At 63.9% G+C, this 16,674-nt stretch carries 17 protein-coding genes and 1 pseudogene; 4 read left to right on the top strand and 14 right to left on the bottom strand.

The features are described 5' to 3' along the window. Positions 1–79: 79 nt before the first annotated feature. Positions 80–919 carry an IclR family transcriptional regulator gene (locus tag ACJH6I_RS04385; protein ID WP_318984231.1) on the top strand — a complete coding sequence of 280 codons (840 nt, stop codon included), beginning with the start codon at positions 80–82 and terminating at the stop codon, positions 917–919. Then, positions 916–1,839, top strand: a complete 924-nt coding sequence (locus ACJH6I_RS04380; protein WP_318984232.1) for an alpha/beta hydrolase — start codon at positions 916–918, stop codon at positions 1,837–1,839. Before ACJH6I_RS04385 ends, ACJH6I_RS04380 begins: the two co-directional genes overlap by 4 nt. A 90-nt stretch (positions 1,840–1,929) precedes the next feature. On the opposite strand, the gene ACJH6I_RS04375 is transcribed toward ACJH6I_RS04380, so the two are convergent. The 3 genes from ACJH6I_RS04375 to ACJH6I_RS04365 form a co-directional block, all read right to left on the bottom strand. Then, on the bottom strand, positions 1,930–2,577 hold the full coding sequence (locus ACJH6I_RS04375) for a twin-arginine translocation pathway signal (protein ID WP_318984233.1): 648 nt from the start codon (positions 2,575–2,577) through the stop codon (positions 1,930–1,932). Beyond that, positions 2,574–3,323, bottom strand: a complete 750-nt coding sequence (locus tag ACJH6I_RS04370; RefSeq protein WP_318984234.1) for a hypothetical protein — start codon at positions 3,321–3,323, stop codon at positions 2,574–2,576. The genes ACJH6I_RS04375 and ACJH6I_RS04370 overlap by 4 nt, the downstream gene beginning before the upstream one ends. A 152-nt stretch (positions 3,324–3,475) precedes the next feature. Next, complete coding sequence (locus tag ACJH6I_RS04365) at positions 3,476–3,910, bottom strand: hypothetical protein (RefSeq protein WP_318984235.1); 435 nt, start codon at positions 3,908–3,910, stop codon at positions 3,476–3,478. Between the two features lie 271 nt (positions 3,911–4,181). On the opposite strand from ACJH6I_RS04365, the gene ACJH6I_RS04360 reads away from it, so the two are divergent. Beyond that, positions 4,182–4,658 carry a hypothetical protein gene (locus ACJH6I_RS04360; protein ID WP_318984309.1) on the top strand — a complete coding sequence of 159 codons (477 nt, stop codon included), beginning with the start codon at positions 4,182–4,184 and terminating at the stop codon, positions 4,656–4,658. Positions 4,659–4,719: 61 nt separating this feature from the next. Here ACJH6I_RS04360 and ACJH6I_RS04355 read toward each other — a convergent pair whose 3' ends face one another. The 11 genes and pseudogenes from ACJH6I_RS04355 to ACJH6I_RS04305 form a co-directional block, all read right to left on the bottom strand. After that, a complete protein-coding gene (locus ACJH6I_RS04355; RefSeq protein WP_318984236.1) occupies positions 4,720–6,276 on the bottom strand; it encodes an MlaD family protein in 1,557 nt (518 codons plus the stop codon). Next, positions 6,276–7,460, bottom strand: coding sequence for an MCE family protein (locus ACJH6I_RS04350; protein ID WP_318984237.1), 1,185 nt, complete (start codon positions 7,458–7,460; stop codon positions 6,276–6,278). Before ACJH6I_RS04350 ends, ACJH6I_RS04355 begins: the two co-directional genes overlap by 1 nt. After that, positions 7,457–8,911, bottom strand: a complete 1,455-nt coding sequence (locus ACJH6I_RS04345; RefSeq protein ID WP_318984238.1) for an MCE family protein — start codon at positions 8,909–8,911, stop codon at positions 7,457–7,459. The genes ACJH6I_RS04350 and ACJH6I_RS04345 overlap by 4 nt, the downstream gene beginning before the upstream one ends. Continuing rightward, positions 8,911–9,990, bottom strand: a complete 1,080-nt coding sequence (locus ACJH6I_RS04340; protein WP_318984239.1) for an MCE family protein — start codon at positions 9,988–9,990, stop codon at positions 8,911–8,913. The genes ACJH6I_RS04345 and ACJH6I_RS04340 overlap by 1 nt, the downstream gene beginning before the upstream one ends. After that, a complete protein-coding gene (locus tag ACJH6I_RS04335) occupies positions 9,990–11,021 on the bottom strand; it encodes an MCE family protein (protein ID WP_318984240.1) in 1,032 nt (343 codons plus the stop codon). The genes ACJH6I_RS04340 and ACJH6I_RS04335 overlap by 1 nt, the downstream gene beginning before the upstream one ends. Then, positions 11,018–12,205, bottom strand: a complete 1,188-nt coding sequence (locus ACJH6I_RS04330; RefSeq protein WP_406783810.1) for an MCE family protein — start codon at positions 12,203–12,205, stop codon at positions 11,018–11,020. The genes ACJH6I_RS04335 and ACJH6I_RS04330 overlap by 4 nt, the downstream gene beginning before the upstream one ends. Positions 12,206–12,216: 11 nt before the next feature. Further along, the gene (locus ACJH6I_RS04325; protein WP_318984242.1) at positions 12,217–13,077 is read right to left on the bottom strand and encodes an ABC transporter permease; all 861 of its coding nucleotides are present in this window, start codon (positions 13,075–13,077) and stop codon (positions 12,217–12,219) included. Beyond that, positions 13,074–13,844 carry an ABC transporter permease gene (locus ACJH6I_RS04320; RefSeq protein ID WP_212806417.1) on the bottom strand — a complete coding sequence of 257 codons (771 nt, stop codon included), beginning with the start codon at positions 13,842–13,844 and terminating at the stop codon, positions 13,074–13,076. The genes ACJH6I_RS04325 and ACJH6I_RS04320 overlap by 4 nt, the downstream gene beginning before the upstream one ends. A 303-nt stretch (positions 13,845–14,147) precedes the next feature. After that, a complete protein-coding gene (locus ACJH6I_RS04315) occupies positions 14,148–14,528 on the bottom strand; it encodes a hypothetical protein (protein WP_212806416.1) in 381 nt (126 codons plus the stop codon). Between the two features lie 66 nt (positions 14,529–14,594). Continuing rightward, positions 14,595–15,647, bottom strand: coding sequence for a PLP-dependent aminotransferase family protein (locus ACJH6I_RS04310; RefSeq protein ID WP_244872833.1), 1,053 nt, complete (start codon positions 15,645–15,647; stop codon positions 14,595–14,597). A gap of 141 nt (positions 15,648–15,788) precedes the next feature. After that, positions 15,789–15,884, bottom strand: a pseudogene (locus tag ACJH6I_RS04305) (hypothetical protein); the annotation flags it as partial. Positions 15,885–16,118: 234 nt separating this feature from the next. On the opposite strand from ACJH6I_RS04305, the gene ACJH6I_RS04300 reads away from it, so the two are divergent. Beyond that, the gene (locus ACJH6I_RS04300; RefSeq protein WP_244872834.1) at positions 16,119–16,655 is read left to right on the top strand and encodes a carboxymuconolactone decarboxylase family protein; all 537 of its coding nucleotides are present in this window, start codon (positions 16,119–16,121) and stop codon (positions 16,653–16,655) included. The last annotated feature ends 19 nt before the right edge of the window (positions 16,656–16,674 follow it).

Below are 16,674 nucleotides of genomic sequence, written 5' to 3'. Positions count from 1 at the left end.
GTGACAGCGACCACAGCATATGGTAAAAAACTCAGTATTCCTATTTTGACTATTCGAGCGATGAGCCTGGAGGGTTTCGATGACGCTGACCGTCGATATGGCTGCCGAGATGCCTAGCAACGTGATTGATCGGGTTTCCCTGGTGTTGGACGCGTTCGATGGGTCGGGAAGTCTCACCTTGGCACAGATAGTTCGTCGCACCGGGCTGCCCCGCTCGTCCGCGCACCGCATGCTCGAGCGCCTGGTGAACCTGCGCTGGCTGAGTCGTGACGGGTTCGATTACGAGCTCGGCGTGCGTCTCGTGGAGCTGGGAAACCTTGCGCTGCAACAGGACCGAATCCACCGGGCTGCCATTCCGCTCCTGCGTGATCTGCACCGGGCCACCGGGTTGGTGGTGCATCTCGCCATATTGGACGGCTCTGACGTCGTATACCTGGAGAAGATCGGCGACGAGGTGCGAGCTGCAATCCCGACACGGGTCGGCGGCCGCCAACCCGCCCAATGTACCGCCGTCGGTAAGGCGATCCTGGCCTATCGCGACTCTGCTGACGTTGACCTCGCGAAACGACGAACCCGGTACTCGGTCGCCACGAGTGCCCAGCTCGCTGCCGAACTGGACAGGGTCCGCGCCCACGGTGTGGCCACTGAGAGGGAAGAGTCTCTTCGCGGGTTCGGCTGCGTCGCAGCACCGATCGGACCCGTGGGCGAAGCCGTGGCCGCGGTGTCCGTGTGTGGCCCCATGTCAAAGATGACGTTCGACCGGCGGTTGGTGACGCCCGTGCGGATGACCGCCACGGCGGTATGGCGCAACGCCGAAAGCGTCCGCGAGCATGCCACGCCCACGCTCGTGCGCCCCCTGTGGGGCGGAATCACCGCGCACAACGCGGAGCTGCGCGCGTCTGCGATGCGGCCCGCATGAGCCTCGATCCACAAGTGGCGGACCTGATCGAGGCTCTCGATGGGGGATTTCCCAAGGTATCCACGATGACCGGCGCGGAGGCCAGGGCCGCGATTCGCGCGCGGTTCGTGCCGAACCCGCAGCCCGAATCGGTCGCCGTCGTCCGGGATGACCGGGTGTCGGTCGACGGTGGTCATGTGGATGTCCGGATCTACCGGCCGGAAGCGTCCGGACCGCTGCCGGTTCTGGTGTACGCGCACGGTGGCGGCTTCGTCTTCTGCGATCTGGATAGCCACGACGGACTGTGCCGGAATCTGGCGAATCTCATTCCGGCGGTGATCGTTTCGGTTGCATACCGATTGGCTCCAGAGCACCGGTGGCCTACGGCTGCCGAGGATGTATATGCGGTGACCCGCTGGGTGTCCGAACACGCGGGTGACCTCGGTTCAGATGTCCAACGAGTTGCGATAGGGGGCGACAGCGCGGGCGGAAATCTCGCTGCCGTGGTCGCACTGATGGCGCGTGATCGCGGCGAGCTGTCCATCGCCGCGCAGATGCTGCTGTACCCGGTGATCGCCGCGCAGTTCGACACCGACTCCTACCGTCGGTTCGGAGCGGGCTACTACAACCCACGTGAAGCGCTGCAATGGTATTGGGATCAATACGTTCCCGAGCAAAGTGATCGCAGCCACCCGTACGCATCCCCGCTGTGCGGTCGTCTCGAAGGATTGCCTCCGGCCGTCGTGGTGGTCGCCGGTTGCGATCCGCTCAAAGATGATTGCCTGGCGTACGCAGATGCACTGCGGGATGCCGGCGGTGCCGTTCAGCAGTTGTTCTTCGCCGGCGGCATACATGGCTTCATGACGATGCCCATGTTCGACATCGCGCATGCCGCCCGTCGACAGGCAAGCCGCGCGCTGGGCGAGTTGCTTCGTCGCTAGTGGCGTTTGGATACCGAACCGGGCGCACTCTCGATCAGTGCGCCCGGTTCTGTGCGCATTCTGAACGGCTATCCCTCATGCCGATGACGACTAGATCGGATCAAATGACGAAATACGCCAGACCCCATTGTTTTTCGTGAGTCCGACCTTCACGCTGCTGGCCGACTGCGTCGGTTCGGGATTTTCACGACTGGTGGTGGTTTGGTTCAGGAAGATCAGGACGTGTGCGCTGTCTGCGTGGGCGTCGATCGTGGCGGCACGGACGACCGACGCGACAGCGTGAATGTCCTTCTGTTTGGCGGCCGGCGCGACGAACTGGTCGGCGAACTGGCTGTAGTACGTCAGGAAGCCGCCGGTGAGGTGCGAGCGCGCGGCTGCCAGGTCGTGATCCAAACTTGCCGGCGCATAGGACAGTAACGCCACGGCGCCTTCGGATGCGGCCTTGGCGACCTGGGTGGTGGCCTCGGCGCTGGCGCGGTCATTGCGATAAGTGGTGAGGTACGTCGCTCCCGCGGTGCCGGCGCACGCCAGCATGAGGCTCGTGACGGCGATGGACCGCCACCGGCCCGCAAGCCGGCGGGTCAGTGGCTTCGAACGGCGCGGGTTTGACGTGGTTTGGTCCCCCGATACGTCGACGTGTTGCTCGTCAGCGACCGAGGATGCTTCGTCGGGCTGATCACTGTCGACGTCCTCGGGAGTGATGTCGTCGGCGGTGAGTGCTGCCGCTTCTGTGGTCATGGCACGAACTCGACTTTCGACATCTTGAGCTGCGCTCCGTCTCTGATCATGGTGACACTGAGGCGCCAGTTGCGTGGTTGTTGGTTGGTCCCCGCCGTATTGCTCACCGTTGTCGCGGCGGTCACGAGGACCACAGCAGAATCCGGCGTCATCGATTCCACGGCCGCGCTGCGCACCGTGGCCTTTGTCGCCGCCTTTGACTCGCGGGCTACCTGGACGAAATCCTTTGCATCGGCCTGGAAATCGTCACGGAACTGTCCGGTGGAATTGGCGAGGATCTGCTGGACGTTGTCTTCGGCCTTGGTGCCGTCGATCGACATCAGCGTGACGACTGCCTGCGACGCGGCGGCGGCGAATTCTGCCTTCCGCTGCACCTCGCCGGCGAACTGGCGGTCGTAGTGGAACATGTAGGCGGTCGCCGCCAGTGCTGCGACACTTGCCAGGACGGCGACAGTGGCCAATACCGTCTTCAACTTTGGGCGGTGCAACCGCCGCCATCGCCCCGTCGACGACTCCTGCGGTGTACCGGTTTCGGCATCAGCAGGATCCGATGCAGAGTCGGCTACCCGCGCGCGAAGTCCATCGGCGCGTGCGCGCGCTGCTGCGGCCAGTTCTTCTGCGGCGAGTGCTTCGGCCTCCGCCTGGTTGATCAGCCCCGGGTCGACAGGCTGCGCCCAGTCGTCGTCCTCGATGGTGCCTGGGGTGTTCGCCTGTGTCGCGGTATCAACACGGCTGAGTAACCGCATGATCCACCTCCGGTTCCCTGCTGGTCGTGGGTGCTGATGCCCGTTGGTGCCATTCCCGTTCTGGCCATGATGTTTTCGACGCTAATCCGGTCGAGTTCCGAATGGTGAAGGGTTCCCGCCCAGCGGTTGACGGCCGCCCGGTGCTCGATGAGTCACCAATTTCGTAGTGAGCACAGAGCACCGCTGGCGCCGCTCGATCGGTTGACGACCTTCCCATCAACGGTGAGTGTGCAGCGCAGCGTCTGGCCGGGTTGTGATGGCTGACCGGCTGTGGTGGCGGTGACCATTGCCCACCGGTCGGGGTCGACCAGGGTGGCTTCGTGAACCCAGGGCTTTCCGGGTTCGAGGTGCACGTCGTCTCTCGGACTGAATTCATAAGGGTTGTGGCTGTATTCGGCCCAGGTGGGCGGTTGGACATCGCGGTAGTAGATGCCCGCGTTGGTAGTCAGATCGGCCGTGACGGTGTACGTCACGCGGTGCGGCGTCGAGTCGCTGTCTGCGGAAGCGGACTGTGCTGTCGCGGTACCGAAGGCGATCACCAATACTGCGCCTGCCGCTGCCCGGCGTGGTGCTCGATCGATTCGCATCGAAGACTTCCTCCATTGGCGGTAGATCCGTAGTCAACGGTGACACACCGTCGACCCACGCAGGGTGCGATGACCGCCTGGCGGGATTTTGGCTGTCGTCCAATGCGGAAAGTTGGACAGTAGTAGCTGTACCGATTGTGCGGCAGCATCTTTCGATGAGCCGAAGTGGTCGGACTCGCGCCGTCTGGTGTCTACCGACGGGCGGCAAACGGGGTTCGCCGCAAAGGAGCAGGCCTTGCAGATATCAACGACATCGATCGCTGCGACGGCGGTGACCGTCGGGCTGTTGACGGGGTGGGATTGTGGCATCGCCGACGCCTCGAACGACTGGGGTCTCAATGGCACCTATGTCGCAACGTCCAATGGTGAGTGGGCCAAGACCAACGACATCTATCACGACGAGGCGAGTATCCGCAGCACCTGGACGATCAAGACCGAGTGCAGTTATCCGACCGAATGCGCAGGCACGGTCACGAGCGACTGGGGATGGAACGCGCCGATCTACATGAAAAGCGGCGTCTGGTACGTCAAGAAGACGGTCGACAACTGGCAGCCATGCGCAGATGGCACTGCAGGGCCGGGACTTCAGGTTTTCAGGTTCTACCCGGCTACCTCAGATGGGGCCGGCGCGGACCCGACATCGTCGACACTGATGGGCGAGGACTCCACCACCGGAGTCAGCGGCTCGTGCGGAAGTAGCAGGGTCCTCTTCATCACGATGCCCTTCAAGCTGGTCAAGACCGCCTGACCCAGGTACCCACAGCGGGGGCCGGCACGTCCTGAGAACGTGCCGGCCCAACGTTGTTCAATCAGGCGGTGAACAGGTCCCGCCACGTCCGTTCTCCGCTCCGCGGAGCCAGATCCTTCTGGCGGTAGACCTTTCCATCCGGACCCGCGTAGCGTCCGGTGGCTGGGTCATACGTGGCGATGGCGACCGACGGGCCCTTCGAAGTCTCGGGAATGAAGGCGCTCGGAGCCACCGGCGTGGGCGCGGCACCATCCGGCGGCGGGGGCGTGTCCGGTGCGGCCTCGCCGGCCGGCGGTTGACCCGTTGCCGGCCTCGGTGTTCCGTCGAGTGGTCCGTAGATCGTGCTGTCATGATCGACCCGAGAATCCGGCGGGATCCCCTGAGCGAGCAGGTTGGGGTCGATCGGATACGGGCCGAGAGCATGCTGGCGCATCGCCAGGGGCTCGTAAGGCTTGTCGCTATCGCAGATTTCGACTGTGGGAGCGCGCTTTCCGGGGTTGCCCATACATGGGTAGTTCCGCGCCCCGCGTACACCGATCGGCGAATCCTGCGGCAGCTTGCAGTAGAGCCCGTCGGGGGTGTCGACATCACTGGTGTCTTCCGGTGAGCGCCAGGACGACGGCGGGAGGAAGCCGACGGTGCAGGCCGGCGGATCGCCGATGTTCAGGGTGAAATCGCCCAATGCCATGCCCGTCGGATTGTTCTTGGGTGCACCGTAGGACTGGGTGGACGACACTGTCGGTGGCAGCAGCACCAACAGTTGTTCGAGCGACGGGTGGTAGGTCACAGCCACCTGCCCGAGGGTTGTCAGGTTGGCCAAAAGCAGCGGCAGAGTAGGCTTTACCTGGTTGAACAGGCGGGAGCCCTCGTCCGCGGCGCCCGGCCCGTCTTTGAGAAGCGTCCTGACTTGGGGGTCGTTCTGGACGAGTTGCCGGCTGAGTCCGGCGACGCTGTGGGCCCAGGTCCGGATGGCATCGACCGATTGAGCTTGGCCGTCGAGCAAGGGCCTGCTGTCATCGATGAGCGCTCGAGACTGATCGCTGACGCTGTTGGCGTCGGCGATCAATTTCGACGAGGAATCCAAGAGGGATCCGGCGTCGTAACCAGAGCCGTTGAACGCCTTGAATGTTTCGTCGAGCAGCGGGCTGATCTTGTCTTTCGGGATGCTGTCGATGAGCGCACTGGCTTGATCGAGCATCGGTCCGACAGCTTGGGGAATCGATGTTTTCGACGCCGGAATGACCGATCCGTCGTGCAGGTAGGGGCCGGCGTCGTTATGGGGTTGCAGGTCGACATATTGCTCGCCGACGGCGGACACGCTCAGTACCGCAGCGTGCAGGTCCGCGGGAATCTTCGACGCATTGTCGAGCGACAGGGTGGCGACGGCACCGTCACGGGTGGGCCGGACATCGGTCACCTTGCCGACCTGCACGCCGCGGTAGGTGACATTCGAGAACCGGTACAGGCCACCGGTGGCCGGCAGTTGCAGGCTGACCGTCATGCGCCCGAGCCCCAACAGGGTGGGTGCCTGCAGGTAGACGACCAGCATCACTGCCATACCGATGATCGAGGCGGCCGCGAAGAGGCCGAGCTGAATGCGTACGAAGCGGGTGAGCATCAGTTGCTGCCGCCGTTCGGATTTGTCGGGGCGGCGAGTGCCGGCGCCGGCAGCGTCGCAACAGCTTTCGGCGGCGCGGTCAGCAACGTGCCCAGCGGGTCCTTGGTGTAGTTGGCGTACCAGGGGTCGCCGGGAGCGGGAACCAAAGGGGCTCCTTCCTGTCCCCAGCGGGTGCCCAGCAGCAATCCTCGCTTGAGCCGGGGGATCGTGAAATCGAAGGTGATGAATTCGTTGAGGTAGTCACCGCGAATGCCGCGGTCGATGAAGTTCTGCGGGTAGGGAAACGTTGGCGCAAACGCCAGCACAGTGCCCAGATTCGGTCCGACGTCGGCCAGGGCGCGGAGGGTCGGTTCCAGGTTGCGCAGGTTGGTCACCAAGTCGTCTTGGGTGGCTTTGATCAGTTTGGTGGCTGTATTGCTGAACACGCCGAACTTCTCCAGAGCTGTTGTGATACGGGGCTGCTCTTTGATCAGCACATCCAGCGCGGGCGGGATTCGTTGCAGGGCTTGGGTGATCACATCGCTCTGGCCGGCCATGGTTCCTGCCAGGCGAGTGAGCGCGGTGATGGAGGCATTGATGTCGTCTCGCTGATCGGCGAAGATGCCGACCACATTGTTGAGGCGCGTGAGCAGGTCGCGGACCTGGTCCTGCCTGCCGTTCAATGCGTTGTTGGTCTCGGTGACCAGCTCACCGACCCGGCCGAGTCCGCCGCCGTTGACGAGGACCGATAGCGACGACAACGTCTGTTCCGTCGACGGGTATGTCGACGTCCGGTTCAGCGGCAGGGTGGTGCCTGGGGACAGTTGTCCGGAGGGCGCCTTCCCCGGCGGCGGATCCAGCGCCAGGTGCATGGACCCGAGCAGACTGGTCTGCCCAACGGTCGCTACCGCATTCGCGGGGACCACGGTGCCAGGTTTGACCGACACCTCGACGTCGGCGCGCATGTTGCGCACCGACATTTTCGATACGCTGCCCACGATGACGTCGCCGATCATGACCGGCGAATTCGCCTCCAGGGTACCGACATTGGCGAGTTCGACGTGATAGATCGCGGCGTTGGCCCCGCGTCCCACCGTGCCCGGCAACGGCAACGAGTTCAATCCGTGGAATGCACAACCGGTTACCGACAGCAGGGAGCAGGCCGATAGCGCCGTGAGGCGGGCCAGGGACCGTCGCTTCATCACGGGGTGCCTCCTGGGTTCGGCGCCGCGGGAGCGGCTTCTGCGGGAAGGAGCAGGTCCCGGACTGTGGGTGCTTGTGGCGATGACGCGGCGGCTGGTTGGGGGACCGGCGCGCCGGGGAACAATGCGGGCGCGGGATCGGCCGGTAATCCGTTGGGCGCGTATGCCCCTGGGGGGCCCGGCGGCGCGCCCCACCCGGCGGGAGGGGTGACGTCGTTGGTACCGGTGTAGGCCGACACCGCCGGGGGCTCGGTTGGGGACTCGGCGCGGGAACCGCTTCCGCCGGGGGCGAGTTTGGGGTCGGTGTAAACCAGATTCTCCGGACTCGGTGCCTTGCGGAGATAGACATTCGTCGGCAGTGGTAGGTAATTGAAGTTGATCAGCGACAGGGCTGGGCCGAGATACTGCGCGCACAACTTCGACGATTCGGCTGCCGTGGCATTCTTGACTGCCGCAATCGCTGAGCAGACCACCGACACGGGATCGGCGAAGTTCGACATCGCGAAAGCGCCGACGGCCGTACCACTGTCGGGGTTGTAGATGTTGTAGCCGTTGGCGATGGCGTTGGGCGCCACGTGCAGCACATTTTCCAGCTTGAGTTTGTTGTCGACGAGGTTCTGGGTGACGTTCGTCAACCGCTGCAACTGTTCGACGGTCTGATCGCGGGTACCCGCGACGAAGCGCCGCACCTCGCCGACGGCGGAAGCCAGGTTCGTCAGGGCGGCATCGAGATCGGAACGCGCGCCGTCGACGACGCTCGTGACACTCGCGAGGCGGTTCTGGAACTCGACGATCTGGGTGTTGCTGTCGCGCAGCGCGGTGACGAAAGTCTGCAGATTCTTGATGATCTCGACAATGTTGCCGCTGCCGTGCGCCAATATGCGTCCGATCCCCGAGAGTTGGCTGATCGCTTGGTGCAGTTTCTCGCCGTTGCCATCCATCGCGGTCGCGGCACTGTCGATGAAACGGCTCAGCGAGGTGGCAGCGGATCCGCTGACCGGACCCAAATCGGTGGCCAGCCGCATGAGCTGGTCTTTGACCTGGTCCCATTCCACCGGCACCGCGGTCCGCTCAACGCCGATCCGCGCACCATCGGCCATTGTCGGGCCGGCATCTTCGTACGCGGGCGCCAACTGCACGTAGCGGGCGGCCACCAGGTTCTGCGCCATGATGATGGCTTTCGCGTCTGCCCGGATCGGTACGCCATGATCGATCGAGAGCGTCAGCCGGGCTTGGCTGCCGGCAGGTTCGATGCTGGTGATCGTTCCCACTTTGACGCCGGCGACGCGGACTTCGTCGCCTGGGTAAATCGCGGTGGCGGAGGTGAAGTACGCGGTGATGGTGGTGGGACGGAAAACGGTCTGCCGCACCAGCAGCACGCCGCCGGCGAGCGCCAGCACCACCAGTAGGGCCGCGGCGACACGTGTCAAGGGTTTGCGATGACGGGTGATCATCAGTGGCCTCCCGGAATTCCGTTGTGGGGCCAGGGGAACTCGGCGCGTGGGCCGGCGTTGTCAGGCGGCTGGCCGGCGTTGGTGCCGCGACGGAACCCGAAGGCGTAGTCGAGGAACGGTTGAATGGTCTGTGAGGGGATGAGGTTGCCGACGAAGGCGTTGTAGTACCAGCCGTTGTTCACTGATTCACCCTGCGTGACTTGATATTTGGCCAGTCCGGCGAGGGCCTTGGCGATGTTGTCGCGGTTCTTTTCAAGAATCGCGCTGACGGAGTTGACTTTCTGCAGCGTGGGCGCGAGGACCTTTTCGTTGTCGTGCACAAGTCCGGACAACTGCTGAGAAAGCGCCGACGTGTTGGCCAGCAGATCGACGATCGCGTGCCGTCGCTGGTTGAGCACTCCGGTGAGCGCGTTGGCATCGAGCAGCAGGGTGTTCACCTGCGCGCTGCGCTGCGACAGAATGCCGGTTACGTCGGCCGCGTTTTTGAGCAGCGCGGCCAGGGATTCGTTGCGGCTGTTGAGCGTTCGTGACAGGCGGGTGAGCCCGTCGAACGTCGGTCCCAGTTGTGGGGCCATCCGGTCGATGGTTTCCGACAGCGTGTCCAGCGAGTGGGTGAGTGTTGCGGTGTCGGTGTCGGCGGTGTTGGAGGTGAAGTCGCTGACGGCGTCGGTCAGTGAGTACGGAGACCCGGTACGGGCAAGGGGGATGGTGTCGGCGGCGTGCAGGCTGCCGGTTCCGGCGGGTTCCAGAGTCATCATCCGGGCGCCGAGGACGGTTCCTGTTCTGATGTGGGCGGTGGTCTGTGCGCCCAGCGTGACCGTGCCATCGAGAGTGAACGTCACCAGGGCCTTTCCGCGACTGAGGGTGACGGCGCTTACGGTGCCCTTGGTGACGCCAGAGACCTTGACGTCGTTTCCCGGCGACAGCCCACCGGCGTCGGCGAACACCGCGTGGTACCTGATCGACGTGGCCCACGACCACAGTTTCTGCGGTTGAAGGCCGACAGCGATGACGAGAATGACCAGCACCAAACCGATGAGTCCGGTGCGCATCAGTTGCGATCCGCGGTATTTCAGCATCAGGGCTCCCCGCAGCGTCCGGTGTTCTGCATGATCCAGGGGAAGTACGCGGTGCGGCCTTGCAGATCCGTCACGCGAACGTTCATGCCGCACAGGTACTGGTTGATGAAGCTGCCGTAGGCGCCGAGGCGAACCAATTTTCGGTAGTTGGCGGGCGCCTTCTGCAGCGCTAGATCCATGCGGGCCTTGTCTTTGCCGTTGTCCAGCAATGTGGCCATTCGATTGAGCTCGTTGACCGTTCCTGTGAGAGGCGGCCGAGCCTGCGTCATCAGTTCGGCCAGGGAACCTGTTCCGTTGTCCAGAGCGGTGATGGCATCGCCGATCGGGTCACGTTGCTGGGACAGGCCGGTGATCAGCTGTTGCAGGCGGGTTACGGCGCCGGAGAACTTGTCGCCGTCCTTCGCGACTGTCGCAACGACAGTGTTCAGATTGTCGATTAATTGTTGAACCGTCTGGCCGTTGTCGGCCAGTGCGGTCGTGAATGAAGTCGTTTGAGCCATCAGCGATTCCATGGTCCCGCCCTGGCCCTGCAGAATCTGGATCAGCGAATTGGTCAGCGCGTTGACGTTCTGGGCATTGAGCCCTTGGATGACGGGTTTGAGGCCGCCCAGGAGCAGGTCGAGGTCCAACGCGGGCTCCGTGCGGTCGGCCGGAATCTGCGTGCCGGCCTGCTGGATTTTGGTCGACCCCGGGTTGTCCACGAGCTCCAGGTACCGGTTGCCCACCAGATCGAGGTAACGCACAACGACTTTGGTGCCGGTGGTCAGCACGACGTCGCGGTCGGCGTCGAAACCTACGACCACGGTGTTGTCAGGTCGCAACGCGATGCTGTCGACCGTGCCGACCCGGATGCCCGCGACTCGCACGGAGTCACCGGCTTTCAGGCTGGAGGCGTCGGTGAACACTGCCGAGTAGGTGTTTGTCGAGCCGGTTCGGTATTGCCCGAGGATTGCGAAAAGCGCTGCGGTCACCAGGAGCATCGTGATGCCGAAGGCGCCGAACTTCAGAGCGGTCGAGTTGTGACGCGTCATCCGGGTTGCCCTGTCTGAGCAGTGTTGCGCGGTGGTCCGTCGAGCGGGCCGAACAGAGCTTGCTTGAGGGCATCAGAGTTCAACAGGATCCCTTGATTTCCGTACTGTGCGGGGTTGGCGTCGATGTCGGTGACCACGAACGGTGGCCGCTCCCCGAAGCCCACGTTGGGCAGGCCCATGCATTGCGGACCGCCCGACGCGGCGACCTTCGGCAGGTTGCCCGGATAGCGGTAGCGTTCGGTGCCCAGCAGGAACGAGTCCAGCAGCATGATCCCGGGCAACGGTTGCGGCGGTCCCATCGCGAGCGGCTCCATGCCCTTGAGCGCGCAGGTGAGTGCTTGGTTGTACTGATTGGTCAGGTTGGTCGTGGGTACCAATAGGTGCATGGCGTCGACGATCGCGTTGCTGTTGGTACCGACTACGTCATTGCCGATGTCTGCCAATCCGATGGCGCTCAGCAGTACCGAGTCGAGGTCCTGCTGGCGCTCGACGATGGTGTCGCTGAGCTGAGATGCGTTGCGTGCGGCGTCCATCAGATCGGGGCCGGCGTCGGCATAGGCACTGAGTACCTTTGGAGCAGTGGCGATTTCCTGGCTCATTGCCGGAAGGCTCGGATCGATCTTGGCGAGCATGGCGTCGAAATCGACCAGGGTCTGACCGAGTTTGTCGCCGCGGCCGCCCAGCGCTTGGGCCATGGCGCCGAGTGCTTCGTTGAGTTTCTCGGGTTGGACCTGGGACAGCACATCCACCAAGTGCTCGAAGACCGTGTTGATCTCGACGGTGACGTGGCCGGCGTCGAGAACCTGTCCCGCGTGCAGCGACTGGGCAGATGGTTCGGCCGGCGGCACGAGATCGACGTACTTGGCGCCGAACACCGTGCTGGACACGATCTGCACCCGGGTATTCGCCGGAATCAGTTGGAGGTAGTCCGGATTCATCGCCAGACGAATCGCGGCGCTGCCGTCCGGCCGATTCTCGATGGCGGCCACCTTGCCTACCTGCGCGCCATGGAGTTTCACCTTGGCATCGGGATTCATGATCAGACCCACGCGTGGTGAGAGCACTGTGACGGATGCCGTGGACGTTGCACCGCCGCGGAACAACACAACGGCACCGACGACGAGGGCAGCGGCCAGCCCCATTGCAGCACAGCCGGTGAGCAAACGTACTGAGTCACGTGACATTCGATGCCTACTTAGCCAGAGAGATTGAAGTTGCCGTTGGACCCGTAGATGGCCAGTGAGATGAGCAGCGTGATGGAGACGACGACGATCAGCGAAGTGCGGACGGCATTGCCGACTGCCACACCCACCCCGGCCGGGCCGCCGCTGGCGAAGAAGCCGTAGTAGGTGTGCAACAGCAGGATTGCGAGCGCCATCAAGACCGCTTCCAGGAACGACCAGAGCAGGTCGATCGGGTTGAGGAACGTGTCGAAGTAGTGGTTGTACAGGCCGCCGGACTGTCCGAGTAGCACCACGGTGGTGAATTGGCTTGCGACGAAGGACAGGATCACCGCGATGGCGTACAGCGGTGTGATCGCGAGCATTCCCGCAGCGATACGGGTGCTGACAAGGTACTCGACAGATCGGATGCCCATGGACTCGAGTGCGTCGATCTCTTCGTTGATCCGCATCGCGCCCAACTGGGCGGTGACGCCGGCGCCGAAGGTGGCCGCCAGGCCGATCCCCGCGACGATGGGTGCCGAGATTCGGACGTTGATGAACGCCGCCAGGAATCCGGTCAGCGCTTCGATGCCGATGTTGCCCAGCGAGCTGTACCCCTGGATCGCCAGGACGCCGCCCGTGGCGAGAGTGAGAAATCCGACAATGACGACGGTGCCGCCGATCATCGCCAACGTGCCTGCGCCCATGCTGATTTCAGCCATGAGCCGGATCACTTCGCGTCGGTAGTGCGCGGCGGCGTAGGGCACCGCGGCAATCGCACGACCGTAGAACAAGATGTGATCGCCGATGCCGGAGGTGATCTTCACGGGCGTCTGAACGGCGCGTGTCAGCCGCGGGTACGTGGACCGAAGCGGCGCTGTGCTGCGGGTCATCGTGTGGTCATCTGGATGCCGATGGCGGTGACCACCACATTGACCACGAACAGCGACATGAACGCGTACACGACGGTCTCGTTGACGGCGTTGCCCACCGCTTTGGCGCCACCACCGGAGATGGTGAGTCCGCGGTAACAGGCCACTACGCCGGCGATGAGGCCGAACAGCGTCGCCTTGATGCAGGAGATGACGACTTCGGGAACACCGGTGAGCAGAGTGATGCCGGCGGCGAAGGCACCGGGGTTGACGTCCTGCACGAATACCGAGAACAGGTATCCGCCGAGGATGCCGATGATGACCACAAGACTGTTGAGGAGCAGTGCGACGAGTCCCGAGGCCAGCATGCGCGGGGTCACCAGCCGCTGCACGGGATTGATCCCGAGCACTTCCATGGCGTCGATCTCTTCCCGGATGGTGCGCGATCCGAGATCGGCGCACATGGCGGTCGCGCCGGCGCCGGCCACGATCAGGACCGTCACCATGGGACCGACCTGTGTGACAGCGCCGAACGCGGCACCGGCTCCGGAGAGATCGGCGGCACCCAGTTCGCGGAGCAAGATGTTCAGAGTGAACGACACCAATACGGTGAACGGGATTGCGACGAGAAGTGTGGGTGCCAGCGACACGCGCGCGACAAACCATGACTGGTCGAGGAATTCGCGCCACTGGACCGGCCTCTGGAACGCGAATTTGGCGGCGTCGGCCGTCATGGCGAACAACCCGCCGACCGCTTGCAACGGACCGGCGAACGATCGCTGCGGCATGACGTACTCCGTTTCTCTACCGGGACCTGCGGGTCAATGTGACCCGGGACACGTCCCACCGAGGAAGATTGGCAGCCGCGCTTCGGGCCCCGCCATCGCGATTCCCTCCTACCGGGATTTCGGGAATGGGCTGCTGCGTTCGGAGTGGATCAACTCTCGGCCCAGAGGTCGGCGGTGTGAGCTGCCGAATTCCCGCTCAGCGGATGCGGCCGTCGGTACGCCACAAGGGGCCAGGCACATTGGGAGTGGCGACTCCCTCGGTGGAGTCGGCGGCAAATCGATTGCGAGACAGCGAGTGCCGCGCTAGTTACGTCGACCGATGACCAACGCGGCGACGCCGGCAAGCGTGAGGATCGTGAGAGCCGTGATGTCGAATGCCGGCCGGCCACCGAGATCCCGGTCGATCACGTGCGAGACGACGTGGAGCGCTTCGAACGCGATGAAGCCGCCGAGCGCCACCTCCACGGGTGACCGCTGCGCCGCGGCCAGCAGCATCGCGACTCCGACACCGATCTGCAGGACGCCGGCGTCATGCAGAAGGTGGCGGTTGTAGGGCTCGAACGGTGCGAGCACCTCGAAGAACGACATCGGTGCGACGAACGCCCAGATGCCGAGGATCAGCGTTATCAGGCCGAGGATCGCGCAGGTCACCAGCACGATCCGCAACGGTGTTCGCGTCGTCATTGCTCGAGATTAGGCGCGCAATGGCCCAGTGTCAGGCGCCACTTTGGCGGTGGTACCGGGTACCACTTACGTCGCGCGAGCAACTGCGGCCGCAATGCTCCGCACGCCGGTGTCGATCTGCGACTCCGTCAGGTTGGCGTAGCCGAGAATCAATCCCGGTGGCGCACAGTCGGGTTCGGTATAGCACCAGGACAGCGGATCGATACGTACCCGCCGGCTCGCGGCCTCGCGGACGATGTCGTCGACGTCGCAGTCGGTGGGCAGGCGCACTGTGAGATGGACGCCGGCGGCGGCGCCGAGCACCTTCGCCTCGGGGAGGTACCGACCGAGCGCTGCCAGTAGTGCGTTGCGTCGGGCAAGATAGCGCCGGCGCATGAGCCGCAGGTGCCGGTCGTAGTCGCCGGAACGGAGCAGTGTTGCGAACGCGAGTTGATCCATGACCGAACTACCGGTGTCGGCAAGACTTTTCGCCGACACCACAGGACCGACAAGGTCCGGCGGTAGGACCATCCAACCGAGCCGCAAGCCGGGGGCCAGTGTTTTGCTCACCGAGCCGAGGTAGACGACGCGGTCGGGGGCCAGGGCATGCAGCGCACCGACGGGTGCGCGGTCGTAACGGTATTCGGCGTCGTAGTCGTCCTCGATGACAATATTGCCCGCGCGGGCCCATTCGAGCAGCGCTGTGCGACGGGCGGGTGACAGGACGACACCGGTCGGAGACTGGTGGGCCGGGGTTGTCAGCACCGCCGATGCCGCGGTGTTGGCGAGCGCGGCGACGTCGAGTCCGTCGTCGTCGACCGGAACGGGCAACGGCTCGATGCCGTGGTGACGGAAAACCATGCGGTGCAACCAGAATCCGGGATTCTCCATCGCAACCGCGCGATCTCCCACCACATGCGCGAGTAATGCGACGGCCTGCGTCGCTCCCGAACACAACACGACACGCTGCGGATCGGCCCGTACCCCGCGGGTGCGTCGTAGGTAGTCCGACACCGCGGTGCGGGCGTCGGGTAGGCCCTTCGATGAAACGTATCCGAGCGACTGAGATTCGATGGACGACAGCCCCTGACGCAGCGCGCGCAACCAACTGTGCCGGGGGAAGCTCGACAGGTCGGGCACTCCGGGTGCGAAGTCTATGTCGAATGTTCGACGGTCCGGGCGTGACGGTTGCGATTCCCCAGTGGCCGTGTCGACTGCGGCAACCGTTGTGCCAGAACCTTGTTGACTCTGCAGGAACCCCTCTGCGACGAGTTGGCTGTACGCGTCGACGACGAGGCGTCGCGACACCTGGAGGTCTGCGGCGAGCACGCGACTGGAAGGCAGACGGGTTTTCGGCGTGAGCCGTCCCGTCCGGATCGCGTCCCGCAGGCCATCGGCCAGCTGGCGATGCAGCGCGCCGGCACCACTGGTCCGGTCCAGCTCGATGAGCAGCTCCGGACCTGAAGTGGTACCCGATTCAATCGAAATATTGGTTCCTAACCTGCGTCCAATAGCGACCTAGCATGAGGCTATACCGCAGGCGCCGTCCGGTGGCGAGGGAATCGAGGAGAAAGCATCGTGAGAATCCTGAAGCGCATCTGGGTACACCTCGTGGTCCTGGCCAAGTCCCGCCAAAACCGTTGGGACCTCCCGGGTTGGCTGATCCGGCGCCCGCTCATCGCAGCAGCGAACGGGCTCTACGAAATGGCGCTGTTGTTCAGCGGCCGGGCGCCGACCGAACTGAAGCTGCTCGCGGGAATCAAAGCCGCGATGTTGACGCACTGTGAATTCTGCATCGACATCTCCGATACCCTCGGCCGGAGTGAGGGGTTCTCGGAGCAGAAACTGATCGCCTTGGTGAACTACCGGGACAGTGATGAGTTCACTCACCTCGAAAAGCTGTGCATTCAATTCGCCGAAGAGATGTCCCGTACGCCCGCGATCATCTCCGAAGGCTTGCGTGAGGAGCTGCTCACGCACCTCAGTAAGGCTCAGTTGATGGAAATCGCTGCCGAAATCGCCTGGGAGAACCAGCGTGGTCGGCTCAACCAGGGTCTGGGCATTCGGCCGATGGACACGGCGGGTGGAACGGTGTGCCTGATCCCGCAGCCCGAGGCGCGAACTGGCACAAACGATTCCGTCGCGTGATGCGCTGGCTGCCAAACGG

The sequence above is a fragment of the Mycobacterium sp. SMC-13 genome (assembly GCF_045311035.1).
Classification (GTDB): Bacteria; Actinomycetota; Actinomycetes; order Mycobacteriales; family Mycobacteriaceae; genus Mycobacterium.
Note: the sequence above shows the minus strand (reverse complement) of the source record. Positions and strands in the feature narration are given on the sequence as shown.